Raw genomic sequence first — 17,104 nt, 5'->3', positions numbered from 1 at the left:
TTTTTCATTCTAGAAATGGAAGCTGTCATTCCTTCGCTTCACGGCTTGCGCAGCGACCCTTTCGGGACTCGCAGGCGGGGAAGGCTTGCCCCTTCCAGCCTCTAACGGGCTGGTTTTCCCCTTCCTGCTCGCCCTCGAAGGGCGCCCCACTGCTCCAGCAAGTTTCGCTCAGGAACAACGGCTTCCATAAGAATGTAGGGAAAGTCCTAATTATAAGGAAAACTTGATAATTCTATCGGGATGAGTGTAAATGGTAAAGTGATCTTCCCGGGCAAAGCCGATCAACGTCAGGCCGACCCTATCGGCCAGGGCAATGCCCCGATCGGTAGTTGCCGCGCGTGAAATAACAATGGGGATGCCTGCCTTGGCGACCTTGGCCACCATATCCTCCGGTTGCCGGCCGCTGCACACCAGAAAACATTCCGAAAGGTTATGGCCGTTTTTAAAGGCATAGCCCACCACCTTGTCCACCGCGTTATGGCGCCCGACATCTTCCGCTGCCCGGATCAGCTCGCTATGGCGGTTAAACAAGACCGCAATGTGCAATCCCCCCGTCCTCTGCCAATAGCTTGCAAAGGAAGATAAAGAACCGGCGCAGGACAGGGCTTGTCTTTCCGAAATCTGTAGCGCCGAATCTATGGGTGGAATATCCCTTGACGGTCTGTCGCCAACGGCTACACCGGTTTTGCTGCGTACATGGATTCCAGCTTCGTCGATATTGACTTCGGCGATCTCCTCAAAGGCCAAAAACCCATCCGTCACCACGCGGCCGATGGCATAATCCTCCAGGTCCGCAGGTGAGACGCTAACCGTAGCAACCAGGTTCCGGTCTATAAAAAAACGGCGAGACGCCTCACATGCCACCTCGTCTGAGACCATCTGGCGGCCATTTTTATTGACTTGAATGACCGGGAATGATTTAATGAGCCCGGAAGACATGATGGACAACCCCTTTAAAATTCGAACTTCGAATTTTTGTAACAATTTAGCGTTTTGAAAATGCATGATAAAGATTGCAAAGAAACATATCAAATCTGGAAATCAGGAACTCAGGGAAGTGCAAACCCAAATAAAGAGGGCCTATCTTTTCCTGATTTCCTGAGTTCCAGATTAATAGCCTTTTCTGAGTGTAGAACGGTTTCAACCACCTAAAGTGTTTCGAAATTTTTATCTCTGTGTCCCTTGTAAGGCAGATATTATAAGATACTCTATTATGAGACAAAAATGAAAGAATTCTTTAAGGTCAAGACATCCGACGAGGTATTCGCCATTATCAACGAGTTCCCGGTTGGACCTACAGAAGAAATCTCTCTGACAGAAGGTACCGGGCGCATTTTGGCTGAACCCATTATCTCACCGGAAGATATGCCGCCCTTTAGTCGTTCTACTATGGATGGATATGCGGTTCGGGCCAGAGATACCTTCGGTTCCTCTGAAAGTATGCCCGCCTTGCTGACCGTAGCCGGCAGCGTAGAGATGGGCGCATCTCCTTCCCGGGCGCTTTCGGGCGGGCAGGCATATAGGATCCTGACCGGCGGGATGCTCCCCCCAGAGGCTGATGCCGTAGTCATGCAGGAATATACACAACAAGCGGACGAGACGACTATTGAGGTCATGAAAACGGTTGCCCCCGGCGAACATGTTGTTTTGCAGGGAGAAGACTTGAAAAAAGGCGAAGAAATCCTACCCCAGGGGCACAGGTTACGCCCCCAGGATATTGGAGCGTTGGCCGCAATTGGCCGGCAAAAGATCATCGTCTATCAAAAACCACGGGTGGTTATTATCTCCACCGGGGACGAGATAGTCCCGATTGAAGAGATGCCGCCACCTGGTAAAATCAGAGATATCAACGCCTATACGCTTTGGGCCGCAATACTTGAAAACGGCGGAGTACCTATTTACCTGGGCATCGTGCCGGACAAATTTGACGCCCTTCGCGCAAAATGCGCGGAGGGGATAGAACAGGCGGATACTATCCTTGTATCCGGCGGTAGTTCCGTAGGCAGTCGTGATTTTACGGCCGCGGTGTTCGAGTCCTTTCCTGAAAGCCGGATACTGGTGCACGGCATATCTGTAAGTCCGGGAAAACCCACTATCATAGCCAGGGCCGGGAAGAAGGCCCTCTGGGGATTGCCCGGCCATCCGGCATCTTCCATGATCATTTTCTGGCTCTTCGTCCGTCCCTTGCTCCAACGAACCGGAGGTCTCGATCCACAAATAATAACTCACCCACAACTCATAAAGGCCCGGCTGTCTCGTAATGTACCGTCTGCGCAGGGCCGGGAGGACTATGTCCGGGTAAGGATTTTTCGTGATGAAACGGGTTATACCGCTGCCCCTGTCTTCGGAAAATCAGGGCTTATTTCCACCATGACCAAGGCCCACGGATTAATCAGGGTCGATATGAATACAGAAGGACTGGATAAGGGCTCCATAGTCGATGTCTATTTATTTTGAAAACCACTCACCGCAAAGGCGCAAAGGGCGCAAAGTTAAATGACAAAGCTCAAATGTCAAAAGTACCACTGGCTTAGTGTTTTGGCATTTTGGGCTTAATACATTTTTTCTCTGCGTATTTTGCGTCTTTGCGGTGAAAAATTTAATAATTATTTCTGAATAATCAGGAGGTCGTGGGATTGCGAAAAATTTATCTGGAAATGAAGACCCTGGCCGAGGCCCAGGAGATATTCTTCAATGCCCTTGATTATACGCCTATACTCAAGAGTGAAAAGATTCCTGCGGCTGAGGCCCTGGACAGAATTACCGCCGAAGCTGTGTATGCCCGTTTTTCTTCCCCGTCCTTTCACTCCGCAGCCATGGATGGTATAGCCGTTCTGGCTGAAGATACCTACGGCGCCTCCGAAGGAAACCCCAAACAACTGACCATCGGCAAGGACACCTTCTTTGTCAACACCGGCCATATCCTGCCACCCGGGACCAATGCCGTTATCATGATTGAAGAGGTCCACCAGATAGACGAAAAAACTGTGGAGATACAGGCCCCGGCCCATCCCTGGAAATATGTGCGCAAGGTAGGCGAGGACATCGTGGCCACCGAGCTGATACTTCCCCAAAACCACCGTATAACACCGTTTGACATCGGCGCACTCCTGGCCGGGGGGATATTTACGCTTTCGGTAAAGAAAAAACCGCGCGTAGTTATCATCCCTACCGGCAGCGAGCTCATAGCCGCCGAAGACATTACCGGTGATGCCCCGCGGCAGGGAAAGATCATTGAATATAATTCGCATATCCTGGCCGGTCTGGTGAAAGAATGCGGGGCCATCCCCATCCGGCACGAGATAATATCCGATGATTATGATCGCATCAAAGGCGCCGTACAAAAGGCCTGCGCTGCTGATTATGACTGCATAATAATTAATGCCGGCTCCTCGGCCGGCTCAGAAGATTATACCTATACAGTCATAAAAGAATTGGGCCGGGTCCTGGTTCACGGAGTAACTATTATGCCCGGGAAGCCTACGATATTAGGCATCATCGCCGGCAAACCGGTCATAGGAAATCCAGGCTACCCGGTATCGGCGGTCATCTCCTTCGACCAGTTTGTCCGTCCCATTCTTTATAAAATGCTGGGTATCCCGCCACCGGAACGCCCCCGTATTACGGCCAGACCGGCACGCAAGATCCCTTCCAAGCTGGGCATGGAGGAATTTCTCAGGGTCAATGTAGGTCGCGTAGGCGATACAACCATTGCCACTCCCCTGCCCCGCGGCGCCGGATCAATTACTACCCTAACCAGGGCCGACGGCATACTGCGCGTACCACATCTTTCCGAGGGAATAAACGCCGATGAAAAAGTGGAGATAGAACTTCTAAGAGAAGCCCGTGAAATCGCGAATACCCTGGTCATCATCGGAAGCCACGACCTCACCATAGACGTGTTAGCCAACGAGATCAAAAAAAGGACGCCCCGGTTAAGCCTGTCCTCCAGCCATGTAGGCAGCACCGGCGGGCTGCTGGCCATCGGTAAGGGCATGGCCCACATGGCCGGCTCACATCTCTTTGACCCGGAGACAGGGGAATATAACATCCCATATATCAAAAAAATAATCCCTGATGTTCCGGTAAAATTGGTAAATCTGGTCTATCGAGAGCAGGGATTGATAGTCCCTAAGGGGAACCCCAAAGGTATCCAGTCTATTCACGATCTCAGGCGTAAAGACATCGGCTTTATCAACCGGCAGGCAGGCTCCGGCACCCGCATCCTGCTTGACTTCCAGCTCAAGAAGCTGGGTGTCTCTCCTGCTGAAATAAACGGCTATGAAAGGGAAGAATACACCCACATGTCGGTAGCCGTGGATGTCTTAAGCGGCAGCGCTGATGTCGGCCTGGGCATATATGCTGCGGCCAGGGCGCTGGGGTTAGATTTTATTTCGGTAGTTAAGGAGCGTTACGATCTGGTCATACCGGCTATATTTTGGGATGATGAAAGGATCCGTGCACTCATGGCAGTTATCATGTCGCCTGAGTTTAAGGAAATCGTTGAACAGTTGGGCGGTTATGATACGAGCCGAACCGGTGAGCTTATCTGGACGTCATAATAACGAAAGGTATAAGGTGCAGCCGAGCGAAGCGAGGGAACAAGGCCGCGGGCCAAGATGTCAGCTTAATGCCCTTGTCAGCAGTTTTTTGACAAGGGCATTTTGATGGTTAAACTTCTCTCGGCTCGGTGAGCAGTTTTATGCCTTTAAGAATTTCGTTAAATCTTTTTTCTGAAACCTTACCAATTTTTTCAACCAAGTCGTTTTTATTAACAGTGTAAATTTGCGAAATATTCACGACACTTTTTTTAGGAAGGTTGGCTTCACCTTTATTCAGTAAAACGTTGCCCGGCGCCTGAGCTCTTTTGATGTTTGAGGTAAGAGCACAAATTACTACCGTATTAATTTTGCTCGCGTTAAATAAATTGTTTTGAATAACTACGTGAGGATGCCGATAGCCCGGCTCAGACCCTGATGGCTGACCAAGGTCAACCCAATAGATTTCACCTTGTCCGATTACCATGTCTCTTGCCCTATGATTTTGCGGTGTTTAGCTTTCATAGATGTAGAAATTTTTCTTTCTTCATCATCTGGGTGGTCACTGTATGCATCATTCAGTTGGGCAAGCAGTGTTCGGTTTTCTTCTTTTTTCAAATAATCCCTCACCGCGATGGTAAACAGCCGGCTACGTGAAACATGTAGTTTATGCGCCAGCTTGTTGACCTTGTCAAATAATTCTTCATCCAACGATATAGCGGTTTTGACTCCAGACATATTTCACCTCATGCATCGTTTTGTAATTGTATTATGCAATCAGTTTATACCGTTGTCAATACTTAATGGCGGAATGAAAGTTTTGACTGCTAACGCCAAGCATCAGCGGCTGCCAGTGAATCTCTCGACATGCAACACCCCCGGTTTGCGCAACGTCATTACGGATGCCGCCTAACACAAAGCGCGCCTGTAAACAAAATTAAGTGTAATGTACTATTACTTTGTTTACTTTGCCTTCTTCATTAAAGAACATTACTTCTATAGCCATTTTTCCAAGAACTGATTTATAGTAAACAGCTATAGATCCGACACCTTCTGTTACTTCTTTCAATTCAAAGTGTAGACCCGGGACTTTCTTGAATGCTGCTTCCCAGTAATTTCTAATTTTCTCCTTTCCTTTCAATGTCCCGGTTTCTATACCCAATGCAACTTTAATCATAGGAGTGGTAATTTCAAAGCTATCACTATAGTGCGATAAAATTCTATCGAGATCGTGAGAATTCCATGATTCGATCCATTCATTTGCAAATTTTTTTGCGTTAATTTCCATTTGCCCGCGAAGATGGGTTGCAGTTAATCGAATAAGTTCTTGTTACTTTTTTTACCGGCGGCCCCACATCCTGCTCGCTGGAAACCGGATTTATCTGCGATCCGGTGGCGCCGTTTGTTAACAGATTTACATGATTCTATCTTTGTAGTGTTCCGGTTCTCTGTGAAGATGCGCCACCGCCGTGATTAAAATTTCCTCTTTTTCTATCACGTAAAGAAGAGCATAGGGGAAACCTTTTAATATGCAACGTCGTGTTCGCTGGCCTACTTTCGTCCATGCTTCTGGCATAAGTCTAATACGCTCGGTAGCTGCTGATGTTTCCTGGAAAAAACGAAAACCCAACCCAGGTAATTGGTGGTCGTAGTACCGCACAGCCTCATCCAACTCAAGATTAGCGGGGGATATCAGCCGAATCTTCAACGGTCATACCTCTTTTTGATTTCTTCCCAATCAATTGCCTCAAGCTCTCCTCGTTTATAAGCCTTATACCGAGCCTCCGATTCAGCTATCCAGCTTTTTTCGATTTCCGGATCAGGCTTGTCAAGGCTGTATAAAATGGCCTCAACTAACCGGATTCGTTCTGTCGGCTTAAGTCCTATAGCTTTCTTCGCTAGTTGATCTACTGACTTCATAGTATTCCTCCTTTTCGGTGCTAATCGGGATAGGGAGGAGCCTCACGATTCCCCTACTCCTTCACCCCGATAGCCCTGTGCCATGCCCGGTACACACGCTCGCCCTCCCCGTTCGCTCACTATGATTCATTAGCAGGAGATTTTTCAGAAGCTAACCCCTTTTCCAATATAATGCGCCTGGACAACTTAAGGACCTGCCTGCCTAACTTTGTAAGAGTCCAATAGGCTTCTTTGTCATGCACGGAATGTTTCTTTCTAGAGGGTTCGATAAGGTCCAAAGCGGCAAGGTCCGCTGTTCGCTCCGAAACTATGTTTTTCCCAATAGGCCACTTGCTATAATAACCGATGCCGGCAAGCGCCAGAGCCATATTTTGTGCCATTCCCAAAGCAGAATTCTCATCCAACAGGTTAGGGGCCACCGCCGAAAATATATCGAACAGCGTAGTTTCGTAACGCTCGGAGGATTTCCAGTCAACGGTCTTTCTTACATTGATCTTGAATGAGTTATTTAGAAGTATTTGTGATACTTGCCGTACTTCATCCACCTTTTCATCCCTTTGTCGTTTCAATACTTCTAACTCAATCCTGAGGGAAGAATTCTCCCCACTTAACCTGGTTAATTCTCTGATCACCTCAGGGCCTGTGGTTTCTGATGCCTTAACCCACCCTACTCTTGGATTCGTGTTAATAGCCTTCATTAACGAGATTGAAACCTTCGCGTGCAGATCTTCTTTATTGATCCAGAAATTAACCAACCGGCTTTGTACTTTTGACCGAAATTTCTCAATCGATCTCTTCGACTTGGTGGCTGACTCCATCTTGTCAGAAGGCCATGGAGCTTTTTCGTCCAAAACAAACCCAAGCACAGGTACACCTACGCTTGCAGCATAGTCATACTCCTTTTCTGTGTAACTAATTCCCTCTGAAGTGACTGAGCCATACCTATGAGCAACTACTGCGATATAGTAATCAGAGGCTTCTATCTGGCGCTGGATTATTTTCCACTGCTCTTCATCAGCTGCGCTGAACATTTCCATACCAACTGGTATATGGCCCATTTCGAGAACCGCCCTTACCACTTGTTCTCTCTCGTACTTTAGGTCTTCATAGGTTGAACTGACAAAAACTTGGTATTTCCTTTCCATTTGTGTGTACCTCATAAGCTAACATTATATATATCGACTCGCCTTTTCTCGTCGATATCTGCATTTAGAGGTAATCGTATAAGAATTTGCTGGATAACACAATAAGAAAAGAACTATTTAAATATTAGAGAGATAGGGTCGAAAAGCCAAAAAAACAAGACTGGTTTTTTAAGGAATAATTTATGTTGCGGCTACTGAAATTTGCTGCTATTTTTTAGTATAAAGGTTGTCCTATGATCTACCCTCAGCGTATTATAGAAAATATAATCAGGGAAGCCATTGAAAAGGGCGAGTTTGACAATCTGCCCGGCAAAGGGAAACCCCTGGTCTTCGAAGACGATAGCCACGTCCCTGAAGATCTGCGCCTGGTCTATAAAATTTTAAAAAATGCCGATTGTATCCCACCGGAACTGCAGTTGAAGAAGGATATCCGGGCTGCCCAGGACCTGTTATCCGGGCTCACCGATGAAAAGGAAAAATACCGGCAGATGAAGAAACTGAATTTCCTGGTCATGAAGCTCAACGTCATGCAGAAGCGACCTGTGAATTTTGAAGAAAACCAGATTTATTACGAAAAACTAATCGACAAGATGAAGTAATTTTCATCCGGAAAGCCAGGCTTTCCGGATGAAAATGAATGATTCTCAGCCCCCTCACAAAAGGCCAATCTCATCCCCCGACGGCGAAATAGATCAGGGTAAGGAGAAACAGGAATATGGTGGCCACACCGGCCGATACGCCGATAGGTATCCTGTAAGTATTCACATTATATGGCTCGTTTCGGACCGCCTGATATTTATCCTTGGGGTCGCCACGGAAGTAGGAAGCAATAAGTCGGCCCGCTCGATACGGGTTTTTGGCAAGAAGTGCGAAACCCTTCACATCACTGGTAAGAAAAGCTTGCACTCCTGAGCGTAATGCGTTCAGCGGCTTTTCACAGAACCACGCAACGCCACGGCCAAACATTCTATAAAACCAATCCGTATCCATGCTGACCGTTGGTTCTCCCCCCAGCTTGTCTATGTAGAGCCAGAAAGCAGCGGCTGTCAGTAACAGCATCTGCATCGCGGCTACGACCTTATCCGCAGTATAAGGATGGAAATCAACCGGATAAGGAAGGATATTATACAGTACCTGGGGATAGACGCCAGTGAGTATGCATAAAAATGCCGTCAGCCCCATCGCTACCAGCATGTTCAGTGGCGGTTCTTTAGCCTCTATTTTGTCCTCCTGCCCGGTAGGCTTGCCAAACCAGGTACCCCAGGGAAGCTTCAGACCCGTATGGAGGAATGTCCCTATAGAGGCAAGGTGAAGCATAAGTTCGATAGCCGGTCGGTTCAGCATGCCGGCAGCGGCTATGACCATGGTCTTGCTGACAAAACCATTGAATAAGGGTACGGCCGAGATGGAAAAGGCGCCAATCATATAGAGTGTGACGGTAATGGGCATCATCCGGTACAGGTTTCTACCCTGTAATTCGGTCATCTTACGCCGTCCCGTCACGTAAATCACCGCGCCGGTACCCATGAAAAGTAATGCCTTGTAAAGAATGTGACAGAAGGCATGGGCACTTGCACCATTTATGGCTAATTCACTTCCCAAACCGACGCCACAGACCATATATCCGACCTGACTGATAATGTGGTAGGCAAGAAGCCTTCGGATATCATTCTCGAGAACCGCGTAAACCACACCATAGAGGGCCATGATCGCCCCAAGCCATATCAGAAGCTCGGTTCCGGCAAATCCTCGCGCCAGTACGTATACGGCGCTTTTCGTGGTAAAGGCAGTCATGAATACGCTGCCGGTCACTGTCCCCTCCGGATAGGCATCCGCCAGCCAGGCATGGAGTGGAGGCACCGCGGCATTGAGCAAGAAACCGAAAAGGATGAAATTTGAAGCCAGTGTATCGGACTTCAGCAGTGAAAAGGCCGTTGATCCCGTCTCGACCACGTGCATGACAATACCGGCCAACAGAATCGCACCGCCAGCCAGGTGCACAAAAACGTATCTGAATCCGGCGTCGAGGGCCGCCTGTTCCCGCCTGTACCAGACCAGAAAAACAGAGGCCCCGGCCATAATCTCCCAGAAAACGAACAGGGTGAAAAGATCTCCGGTAAAGACCACCCCAAGCGTACTCCCCATATACAGAAATGCCGCCACGTGCTGCCCGTCTTCTTTTATGTGGATCGCATAGACCATCCCCAGGAATGACATGATGACAAAGATGTAGCCGAATACCATGCTCAGTTTGTCAACGCGGCCTAAGATAAGCTCATATCCCAGGAATTGATAAATCCAGTAGGTGCCCTGGGGCATGTTGAGAAGATCCCAGAATGCAATGGCCGGGATCAGGAGCAAAAAGGCCTGTTTCAAAAGCCTGAGCCTGTTCCCTAACAGGGGAATGAGGAACGCCCCGACGATATATATGAAGGCTGGAGGAACTATATCAATCATAATAACCCTCCTTCTTCTGCAGCCAGCCATGACCGAGCGCCTTGGAGACAACGATGATGACGATGCATCCGATGAATCCAAAGACCGCATCAAACACCGGTATCTTTTGCCACCAGAAATGGGGATGTGGATTGGTAAAAACCAGCCCCAGCAGACAGCTCAGGGCAATCGAGCCGAAAAAAATGTACTTGAAGGTCTTCATAATATTAACTTACCCCCAGAATGTTATTCACAGCCAAGGCAGTTATGTTAAAGAATCTGAAAAAGGCATCCGGATAAACCCCCAGGATCACCGCCATGACGGCGGTAACCACAAGCGGGACGACCATAAACATCGGAGCCTCGTCAAAATGCGGTTTGACATCATCTAAGGGCTTCTTGAAGAAGGCCTTATAAATAATGGGGAAAAAGAAGGCCACGTCCAGCAAGGCACTGGTCAGCAGTATAAAGAGAAAGACTATTTCTTTGGACTCCATGGCCCCTAGACAAAGGTACCATTTACTTATGAAGCCATTTACCGGCGGAACCCCTGCGAGGCCCATAGCGCCTATAGTAAAGGCAGCGAAGGTAAGCGGCATCTGCCTGCCCAGGCCATCCAGTTGACTAACGTATTCCTTATGGGTTTTGACATATATGGCCCCGGCACAGAAAAAGAGGGTGATTTTCATAAAACCATGGAAAGCCATATGCAGTATCCCACCGGTAATACTGCTCTTCGATAATAAAGCGGCTCCCAACACCATAATAGAGAGGCAGTTTATCGTCGAAAATGCCAGTCGCCGCTTGAGATGATCCTGCCCTAAAGCCAACAATCCGGCAGCAAGTATGGTGAAGGAAACAAAATAGGCCAGGGGCAACCACAATCCCAGATCACCGAGGAGCTTGGGGCCAAAGATAAAAAGGATAACCCGGAGACATCCAAAGACACCGGCTTTCACCACGGCCACGGCATGGAGGAGGGCGCTGACCGGTGTGGGGGCGACCATGGCTGTGGGCAGCCATTCATGCATAGGCATGATCCCGCCCTTCACCCCGAACCCGAGAATAAGGGTTATCAGGAGTAAAGTCTGTATGGCAGGTGACCCATGTCCGGCCAGAAAGCCGCCCGCCCGAAAATCCAGGGTCCCGGTCAGGTTGTAGAGCATCGCTGTTGAAAACAGTATCAGAGTGCCGGCGGTCAGGGTATAGAAGAGGTACTTTCGACCGCCCATGACGGCCTCCTGGGTCTCTTTATGAACCACCAGTGGCCAGGTGGAGATCGTAAGAATCTCGTAGAAGACAAACAGAGTCAACAGATTGGCGGAAAACGCAATACCAATAGCGGCAGACATGCACATGGCAAAGCCAAAGAAGTAACGCGTCTGGGCGTGCTCATTCAGCCCCCGCATGTAGCCTATGGAATAGAAGGAAGTAGCAATCCACAGGGTAGAAGACAGAAGGGCAAAAATCATCCCGAAGGGCTCCACTCTTAGCTGCAAGGGGACACCGGGAATTATGGGTAGAATTGTGTACTCTATGATCTTTCCATCGGTAATCAGTGGAATCATGGAGACCACCACGGAGAATTTGATGAGTGCCGCCAGAATCGTCCAAAATTCCCGGACATTCTTGTGCTTTTCTCCCGTAAGAAGGATCAGCGGGGCAGCAATAAGTGATACCAGAACAGCAAGTAGCGGCTTTATTGAATATACGATTTCCATCCTGTCTCCTCCCGGTTAAAAGCTTGCCGGAACCGCAAAGCGAATGATAAAGGCGATAATGCGTTCATTAAAGATACCTAACAAGACTACTCCAGCCGCCATAATAAGGATGGGGACAAGCATACTTAAAGGAAGCTCATCCCGCTTTATCTCCTCGTGTGTCCCGCCGTCGGTGGCATAGGCAGTCACCGGTGGTTCCAGGTAGATATTCTCTATAACCCGAAAGAAGTAAACGGCGTTTAACAGACTGCTAGCCAACAGAACCACTATAAAGGCCCACTGTCTTGCATCGATCGCGCCTAAGACGAGATAAAACTTGCTAAAGAACCCACCAGTAGGCGGTATGCCTATCATGGAGAGGGCGGCGATGGTAAAGGCAGCCATGGTAAAGGGCATCTTTTTATGCAGTCCCCGAAACTGCGTAATATCCCGCATACCCATCTTGTACATTATTCCGCCGGCCACCAGGAACAGGGTCCCTTTCATAAAGGCATGGTTCAAAATGTGCAGTAAGCCGCCGGTAAGCCCCATCCGGTTGGCCAGCCCGATACCCAGCACGATATACCCGATGTTCGCTATGGAAGAATAGGCCAGCATCCTTTTCAAATCGGTCTGGGCGATGGCCAGGATCGAACCGGCGATAATGCCGCCAGCCGCCACCCAGGTCAGGATCTGAGTTATTGGGATCAGGTCTATGGAAAAGTGCGGTTTAAACAACGTAAAGAAAATCCGGACCATGAGATAGGCCATAACCTTGGTGAACAGGGGGGCGATAACCGCGCTGGTGGCAGAAGGCGCATAGGTATATGCATCCGGAAGCCACACATGCAACGGGAAGAGACCCATTTTGACAGCGATTCCCACCGTAAACAAGGCAAAGCCGACCAGCACCGCCTTGTTATGATATAGGGCGGGTAATAGCTGGGACAAATCGGCCATGTTCAGCGAACCGGTCGCAATGTACACGTAGCCGATCCCCAGATAGTAAAAACAGGCCCCTATGGTGCCCATGATTACATAGTTGAATGCCGCCATAGGCGCCCCGTCTTCACCCACGGCTATGAGGGCATAGGCAGTGAGGGATGCAATCTCCAGAAAGACAAAGGCGTTAAAGAGGTCTCCGGTGACCGTGATGCCAATGAGGCCGGTCACCATGAGCAGGAAGATACTGTAGTATGGGACTAACTTTTCAGGAATTTCCCGCTCGATACTCTTTTTTGAGTAGATGGCTACCATAAGGCCAATGAACGTCAGCATCACCAGCATAAAGGCGTTGAGGTGATCTACCACGTACTCGATGCCCCAGGGCGGCTCCCAGCCCCCTTGCCAGTAGTGAATCGTCCCTCTCTCCATAACCAGGTCCAAAATGCCCAGGGAGCATAGAAAAGATACCCCTAAGGCAGCCAGGACTAACGGGTAACATAGCCACCTCTTAAACCACCCTAGTAGCACCACAAGAAAAGAGGTGATTAGCGGGACGGTTACAATTAATACGATGCATTGTTCGTATCCGTAGCTCATCTCAGGCTCCAGTTTTCTTACGAATCTCTAATATCTCATCCTCAGCCAGGGTCTTATACCGGTTATAAATCATGATTATTATGGCCAGGGCCACTCCGGTTGTGGCGATACCCACCACGATGGCGGTAAGCATCAGGACGTGGGGTATTGGGTTCAGGTACTTACCGGGATCGGCCATACCGTGGAGGTCCTCCGCGGTCAGTATAGGGATGTCGCCCCCCACCTTGGACCCGATAGAAATATAAAAGAGGATTATCGCCACCTGAAAGATATTCATACCTATAAGTTTTTTTACCAGATTCCTCTTCCCGATCATGCCGTAGAGGCCAAGCATCATCAGAAAGATATAGACCCAGTAGTTATATTTACTGATGATGTACTCAAGCATTGTTTTCTCCCCCGCCCCTCTTTTTCTTCCGTAACATCAGGATACAGGCCATCCCGGCCGTATAGATAACCGTGGTCTCCCCCATGGTGTCATAGCCCCGGTAATCAGCAACCACCGTCGTAACTATATTCGGAGTCCCCGTCTCTATGTATGCACCCTGGGTATAACGGGGCGAAACGTGCACGCTGCCCGGCTGATCCGGGTCGCCCCACCTGGGAAAATCCTCTGCCCCGTATACGAGCATGACACCGGTTATGATTACCGTGAGCAAAGCAAACGCTTTCAATCTTTCGCCCTCCTTTTCGTCTTATGGACTGCGGCGATAAACAGGACGGTGCCCACACCAGCCCCCACGCAGGCCTCGGTAAAGGCCACATCCACCGCCCCCATCTCCGTGTAAATAAGGCACATGAAGAAGCTGAAGGACCCGAGGATAATCGTAGCGCCCAAAAGATCTTTTATCTGTAGGGCCGCAATACCGGTTATTACCACAAAGACAAGCAGTATAATATCCAGTGGGACTATCATTCTTTATCTACCTCCTTAAACTGATTATCCAAGGTCCAGGGCTTGACACCACATCTAAAGGCGGCTCTATATAGGGCATGGGTGGATACGGGGCCGGCCAGAAACCAGAAGATAGCGATAAAGATAATCTTTATGCTCACCAGGATATAGGGTAGCGCAAAGTTGCCCGCAAAAGCATTGTAGATGGCTAGACCGACGAGGCATAAGAGAACTGCCAGGGTATCACTCTTGCCCGTGGCATGCATACGGCAATAGAAGTCAGGCAGGCGTAAGAGCCCGATGGTGCCCCCGGTGAAGAAAAGCAAACCCAACAAAAGAAAAATCGCGGTCAGTATCGATCCTATGGTCATGGTATCCATTCTCAAACCTCTCCCATCATTTCAAGATACTTGGACGCAGCCAGGGTGCCGATAAAGTTCAGAAGCGCATAAACAATACTGATATCCACGAACATATCCAGCCGGTCGTATATGAGACCCATAAGGAGCAAAACAATCAGGGTCTTGGTTCCGATGGCCCCCACGCCTACTATCCGGTTCGTTATAAGGGGCCCCCAGATAGCCCGGTAGAGGCAAAGGAATGCCAGAAACAATAATGCAATGCTCACGCCCATAAAGAATCGCTGCATATCGATCATAGTGACACCCCGTAGAACATTACGTTTTTGTATTTACCCTCACACCTCTGCTACTGACGAGGGTTTGCTTACCAGATTGTATTTCTTTAGCTTGGCATATAGGGTACTTCGGCTGATCTTGAGTTTTTTGGCCACCTGGAGCTTGTTCCAGTTTTCTTCCCTCAACATCTTCAGCAGAAATCTTTTCTCGTTATCCTCGAATGAGATTACCCCCTTCCCCTCTTCTCTGGTCACTTCATTCCGCAGTCTGGGGATGAGATCATCCTGGTCAATAAGCTCGTCTCGCGTCGTGAGATAAGCATACTGGATGGTGTTCTCCAACTCCTTGACATTGCCGGGCCAGGAATAATCCATCAAAAACTGCATGGCCTTGGGGGTAATCTTTTTGATGACACCTTTACCCTCACCGGATAACCGCTCCATAAAATATTCAACCCAGAAAGGTATGTCTTCTTTTCTCTGTCTCAGGGGCGGGATATATATATTTATAATGCTGAGGCGGTAGTACAGCTCTTCATTAAATGTCCCCTTCTCCACTTCCTCTTTTAGATCCTTATCCGCGGCCGTTATCATACGTACATTTACCCGTACCTTCCCCCGTCCCCCCGGCCTTTCAAATTCCATCGTTTCCAGAAATTTTAGAAGTTTGACCTGAGATAAGGGGAGTACCTCGTCAATATCATTTAAGAAGGCGGTGCCGCCATCGGCCCTTTCCAATCGCCCTTTTTTGTGATGTGAAGCGCCCTTACTTATACGTTTTTCATAGCCAAATAGTTCGTCATCCAATAAGGAACGCGGATAAGCGGCACAATTAATAACCACGAATGCCTTGTCTCTCCGGGAACTATGGGCATGGATAGCCTCAGCCACCCATTCCTTTTCTGTCCCATCTTCTCCCTGGATCAGAACAGTAACATCCGTTGGAGCAAGATTTAAGATCATGTTATAGACTTGCTGCATTTTTATAGATTGTTTCTGGATGTCTTCAATCTCCAAGATGCCCTTCCCTGTGCCTTTCCGCCCTTGCTCTTCCCGGTGTTCTATTTATTACCTGTTATTACCTGCGTTCAGGCGGCAACCCGCCGGTGGAAATATCATAGACCAAAGAGGTCATAACGGCCATGACGCCAAAGCCGACGCCTGTCTCCACAAACAGAATACCGAGGGCCCTGGCTCTCGCTATGGTTACGGGCAGGATTTTTGTCAGCTCTCTATAATCCAGAAAATTTCCGCCCAGGGCCAGGCATAAGGCCCCGGTCCCTGAATAAATTAAAAGTCCGAGACAGAGGAATATGATATCGACCTTTTCAGACAACCGCCTCCTGGCCATATCCAGCCCGAAAGAAATGACCATCAGGATAAAACTGGCCGCGAGTATAACGCCTCCCTGGAATCCGCCGCCCGGACTGTAGTGCCCATGGGCAATAACATAGAGGGCATAGAGCTGTAAAAACGGCGCCAGCACCCGGGTAAGGGTCCTTATAATTATATCCTCGTAGGTTATTATCATTTCTCTACCGCCTCCTGCTTAAGTCACATCGTTTCCATCTTTATCTCAAAGCCCCATATATACGGGCCACATCCAATACATCCTGGACATAGACATGCTCCGCCTCCATATAGACATGGGCCACCCTGTCCTCCATCTCACCGCCGTAGAGAAGGTCATAGGCCACCTCTTCATCGATAGCATGCACGTAGTACTCGCCGTCCTTTATCTCTACGGTGATAGTACCCGGGGTAAGGGTTATGGAGTTGGCAAAGGTTACCATCGAGATATCGGTTTGCAATTTTGTCTTAAACCTTATTATCCGGGGATCTATAGGCATCTTGGGCTTCAAAACAATCTTGATTACGTGGACGCTGGCCAGATAGATCTGGTATAGCAACCAGGGGATATAGGCGAAAAACCTCTTTACTATCGTGCGCATATCCCCCACCCGGACATTAACAAAGAGGAGGTCGTGGGATATATAGGCCACCAAGGCACAGCAACCCACCCCGATGCTGAGGTGGAAGACATCAAAGAACCCGGAAAGCGGCATCCAGAAGGGAAAGAACAACAAGGCAAAGGTGGCCAGAAAGCTCAGGACCTCGGATTTTGTCCGCTCCGCCCCCTTAAAGATGTCCTGTACCTTCTTCTCCTCAAGGACCTTGGCCTCGGCCGTAAATCTAACCGAGGTATTGAGTACGTCCAAGGCACGATTTCTGGCCTCTTCTATGATCTTAAAGGCCTCGTCTGTAGCCTGTATTAAGACCGTCACTTCCAT

General features: G+C 48.9%; 22 protein-coding genes. 3 read left to right on the top strand and 19 right to left on the bottom strand.

The window, feature by feature from the left end; translation table 11 throughout:
• Nucleotides 1-210 precede the first annotated feature (210 nt).
• Nucleotides 211-939 (bottom strand): formate dehydrogenase accessory sulfurtransferase FdhD, encoded by a 729-nt coding sequence (gene fdhD, locus RDU59_07130; protein ID MDQ7838248.1) that lies wholly within the window; start codon nt 937-939, stop codon nt 211-213.
• Between the two features lie 285 nt (nt 940-1,224).
• Between fdhD and RDU59_07125 the strand changes: the two genes are divergently transcribed.
• Both RDU59_07125 and RDU59_07120 read left to right on the top strand, forming a co-directional pair.
• Nucleotides 1,225-2,457 (top strand): molybdopterin molybdotransferase MoeA, encoded by a 1,233-nt coding sequence (locus tag RDU59_07125; GenBank protein ID MDQ7838247.1) that lies wholly within the window; start codon nt 1,225-1,227, stop codon nt 2,455-2,457.
• Nucleotides 2,458-2,630: 173 nt separating this feature from the next.
• A complete protein-coding gene (locus RDU59_07120; protein ID MDQ7838246.1) occupies nt 2,631-4,562 on the top strand; it encodes a molybdopterin biosynthesis protein in 1,932 nt (643 codons plus the stop codon).
• Nucleotides 4,563-4,671: 109 nt separating this feature from the next.
• Here the strand turns inward: RDU59_07120 and RDU59_07115 are convergent, their stop codons facing one another.
• The 6 genes from RDU59_07115 to RDU59_07090 all read right to left on the bottom strand — a co-directional run bounded on the left by RDU59_07115 (nt 4,672) and on the right by RDU59_07090 (nt 7,603).
• Nucleotides 4,672-5,025, bottom strand: a complete 354-nt coding sequence (locus RDU59_07115; GenBank protein MDQ7838245.1) for a type II toxin-antitoxin system PemK/MazF family toxin — start codon at nt 5,023-5,025, stop codon at nt 4,672-4,674.
• Nucleotides 5,019-5,276: a ribbon-helix-helix protein, CopG family gene (locus RDU59_07110; protein MDQ7838244.1), complete on the bottom strand. Its 258-nt coding sequence runs from the start codon at nt 5,274-5,276 to the stop codon at nt 5,019-5,021. The genes RDU59_07115 and RDU59_07110 overlap by 7 nt, the downstream gene beginning before the upstream one ends.
• A 199-nt stretch (nt 5,277-5,475) precedes the next feature.
• Nucleotides 5,476-5,826 carry a nuclear transport factor 2 family protein gene (locus RDU59_07105; protein MDQ7838243.1) on the bottom strand — a complete coding sequence of 117 codons (351 nt, stop codon included), beginning with the start codon at nt 5,824-5,826 and terminating at the stop codon, nt 5,476-5,478.
• Between the two features lie 126 nt (nt 5,827-5,952).
• Entirely contained in the window at nt 5,953-6,246 is a 294-nt protein-coding gene (locus RDU59_07100) for a type II toxin-antitoxin system RelE/ParE family toxin (GenBank protein MDQ7838242.1), read from the bottom strand.
• A complete protein-coding gene (locus RDU59_07095; GenBank protein ID MDQ7838241.1) occupies nt 6,243-6,458 on the bottom strand; it encodes an addiction module protein in 216 nt (71 codons plus the stop codon). Before RDU59_07095 ends, RDU59_07100 begins: the two co-directional genes overlap by 4 nt.
• A gap of 119 nt (nt 6,459-6,577) precedes the next feature.
• A complete protein-coding gene (locus tag RDU59_07090; protein ID MDQ7838240.1) occupies nt 6,578-7,603 on the bottom strand; it encodes a DUF4062 domain-containing protein in 1,026 nt (341 codons plus the stop codon).
• Between the two features lie 233 nt (nt 7,604-7,836).
• Here RDU59_07090 and RDU59_07085 point away from each other — a divergent pair, with 233 nt between their 5' ends.
• Nucleotides 7,837-8,202, top strand: coding sequence for a DUF1992 domain-containing protein (locus RDU59_07085; protein ID MDQ7838239.1), 366 nt, complete (start codon nt 7,837-7,839; stop codon nt 8,200-8,202).
• Nucleotides 8,203-8,272: 70 nt separating this feature from the next.
• Here RDU59_07085 and RDU59_07080 read toward each other — a convergent pair whose 3' ends face one another.
• The 12 genes from RDU59_07080 to RDU59_07025 all read right to left on the bottom strand — a co-directional run bounded on the left by RDU59_07080 (nt 8,273) and on the right by RDU59_07025 (nt 17,104).
• Nucleotides 8,273-10,060: a Na(+)/H(+) antiporter subunit D gene (locus RDU59_07080; GenBank protein ID MDQ7838238.1), complete on the bottom strand. Its 1,788-nt coding sequence runs from the start codon at nt 10,058-10,060 to the stop codon at nt 8,273-8,275.
• Complete coding sequence (locus RDU59_07075; protein ID MDQ7838237.1) at nt 10,053-10,262, bottom strand: hypothetical protein; 210 nt, start codon at nt 10,260-10,262, stop codon at nt 10,053-10,055. Before RDU59_07075 ends, RDU59_07080 begins: the two co-directional genes overlap by 8 nt.
• Nucleotides 10,263-10,266: 4 nt before the next feature.
• Nucleotides 10,267-11,760: a monovalent cation/H+ antiporter subunit D family protein gene (locus RDU59_07070; protein MDQ7838236.1), complete on the bottom strand. Its 1,494-nt coding sequence runs from the start codon at nt 11,758-11,760 to the stop codon at nt 10,267-10,269.
• Between the two features lie 15 nt (nt 11,761-11,775).
• The gene (locus tag RDU59_07065; GenBank protein ID MDQ7838235.1) at nt 11,776-13,281 is read right to left on the bottom strand and encodes a monovalent cation/H+ antiporter subunit D family protein; all 1,506 of its coding nucleotides are present in this window, start codon (nt 13,279-13,281) and stop codon (nt 11,776-11,778) included.
• A 1-nt stretch (nt 13,282) separates the two neighbouring features.
• Nucleotides 13,283-13,669: a cation:proton antiporter subunit C gene (locus RDU59_07060; protein MDQ7838234.1), complete on the bottom strand. Its 387-nt coding sequence runs from the start codon at nt 13,667-13,669 to the stop codon at nt 13,283-13,285.
• Complete coding sequence (locus tag RDU59_07055; GenBank protein ID MDQ7838233.1) at nt 13,662-13,955, bottom strand: hypothetical protein; 294 nt, start codon at nt 13,953-13,955, stop codon at nt 13,662-13,664. The genes RDU59_07060 and RDU59_07055 overlap by 8 nt, the downstream gene beginning before the upstream one ends.
• A complete protein-coding gene (locus RDU59_07050) occupies nt 13,952-14,197 on the bottom strand; it encodes a DUF4040 domain-containing protein (GenBank protein MDQ7838232.1) in 246 nt (81 codons plus the stop codon). Before RDU59_07050 ends, RDU59_07055 begins: the two co-directional genes overlap by 4 nt.
• The gene (mnhG, locus tag RDU59_07045; GenBank protein ID MDQ7838231.1) at nt 14,194-14,556 is read right to left on the bottom strand and encodes a monovalent cation/H(+) antiporter subunit G; all 363 of its coding nucleotides are present in this window, start codon (nt 14,554-14,556) and stop codon (nt 14,194-14,196) included. The genes RDU59_07050 and mnhG overlap by 4 nt, the downstream gene beginning before the upstream one ends.
• 2 nt (nt 14,557-14,558) lie before the next feature.
• Nucleotides 14,559-14,834 (bottom strand): monovalent cation/H+ antiporter complex subunit F, encoded by a 276-nt coding sequence (locus RDU59_07040; GenBank protein MDQ7838230.1) that lies wholly within the window; start codon nt 14,832-14,834, stop codon nt 14,559-14,561.
• 39 nt (nt 14,835-14,873) lie between these two features.
• Nucleotides 14,874-15,830, bottom strand: coding sequence for a sigma-54 dependent transcriptional regulator (locus tag RDU59_07035; GenBank protein ID MDQ7838229.1), 957 nt, complete (start codon nt 15,828-15,830; stop codon nt 14,874-14,876).
• A 61-nt stretch (nt 15,831-15,891) separates the two neighbouring features.
• Nucleotides 15,892-16,344 (bottom strand): Na(+)/H(+) antiporter subunit B, encoded by a 453-nt coding sequence (locus RDU59_07030; protein ID MDQ7838228.1) that lies wholly within the window; start codon nt 16,342-16,344, stop codon nt 15,892-15,894.
• Between the two features lie 40 nt (nt 16,345-16,384).
• Entirely contained in the window at nt 16,385-17,104 is a 720-nt protein-coding gene (locus RDU59_07025) for a Na+/H+ antiporter subunit E (GenBank protein ID MDQ7838227.1), read from the bottom strand.

It is taken from the genome of Thermodesulfobacteriota bacterium, assembly GCA_031082315.1.
Lineage (GTDB): Bacteria > Desulfobacterota > QYQD01 > QYQD01 > QYQD01 > QYQD01.
Note: the sequence above shows the minus strand (reverse complement) of the source record. Positions and strands in the feature narration are given on the sequence as shown.

Bases quoted from the DNA above. Each gene is read 5' to 3' on its own strand.
- fdhD (MDQ7838248.1), bottom strand. From the start codon at position 939: ATGTCTTCCGGGCTCATTAAATCATTCCCGGTCATTCAAGTCAATAAA.
- RDU59_07125 (MDQ7838247.1), top strand. From the start codon at position 1,225: ATGAAAGAATTCTTTAAGGTCAAGACATCCGACGAGGTATTCGCCATT.
- RDU59_07115 (MDQ7838245.1), bottom strand. From the start codon at position 5,025: ATGGTAATCGGACAAGGTGAAATCTATTGGGTTGACCTTGGTCAGCCA.
- RDU59_07110 (MDQ7838244.1), bottom strand. From the start codon at position 5,276: ATGTCTGGAGTCAAAACCGCTATATCGTTGGATGAAGAATTATTTGAC.
- RDU59_07105 (MDQ7838243.1), bottom strand. From the start codon at position 5,826: ATGGAAATTAACGCAAAAAAATTTGCAAATGAATGGATCGAATCATGG.
- RDU59_07095 (MDQ7838241.1), bottom strand. From the start codon at position 6,458: ATGAAGTCAGTAGATCAACTAGCGAAGAAAGCTATAGGACTTAAGCCG.
- RDU59_07090 (MDQ7838240.1), bottom strand. From the start codon at position 7,603: ATGGAAAGGAAATACCAAGTTTTTGTCAGTTCAACCTATGAAGACCTA.
- RDU59_07085 (MDQ7838239.1), top strand. From the start codon at position 7,837: ATGATCTACCCTCAGCGTATTATAGAAAATATAATCAGGGAAGCCATT.
- RDU59_07080 (MDQ7838238.1), bottom strand. From the start codon at position 10,060: ATGATTGATATAGTTCCTCCAGCCTTCATATATATCGTCGGGGCGTTC.
- RDU59_07075 (MDQ7838237.1), bottom strand. From the start codon at position 10,262: ATGAAGACCTTCAAGTACATTTTTTTCGGCTCGATTGCCCTGAGCTGT.
- RDU59_07070 (MDQ7838236.1), bottom strand. From the start codon at position 11,760: ATGGAAATCGTATATTCAATAAAGCCGCTACTTGCTGTTCTGGTATCA.
- RDU59_07065 (MDQ7838235.1), bottom strand. From the start codon at position 13,281: ATGAGCTACGGATACGAACAATGCATCGTATTAATTGTAACCGTCCCG.
- RDU59_07060 (MDQ7838234.1), bottom strand. From the start codon at position 13,669: ATGCTTGAGTACATCATCAGTAAATATAACTACTGGGTCTATATCTTT.
- RDU59_07050 (MDQ7838232.1), bottom strand. From the start codon at position 14,197: ATGATAGTCCCACTGGATATTATACTGCTTGTCTTTGTGGTAATAACC.
- mnhG (MDQ7838231.1), bottom strand. From the start codon at position 14,556: ATGGATACCATGACCATAGGATCGATACTGACCGCGATTTTTCTTTTG.
- RDU59_07040 (MDQ7838230.1), bottom strand. From the start codon at position 14,834: ATGATCGATATGCAGCGATTCTTTATGGGCGTGAGCATTGCATTATTG.
- RDU59_07030 (MDQ7838228.1), bottom strand. From the start codon at position 16,344: ATGATAATAACCTACGAGGATATAATTATAAGGACCCTTACCCGGGTG.
- RDU59_07025 (MDQ7838227.1), bottom strand. From the start codon at position 17,104: ATGGAAGTGACGGTCTTAATACAGGCTACAGACGAGGCCTTTAAGATC.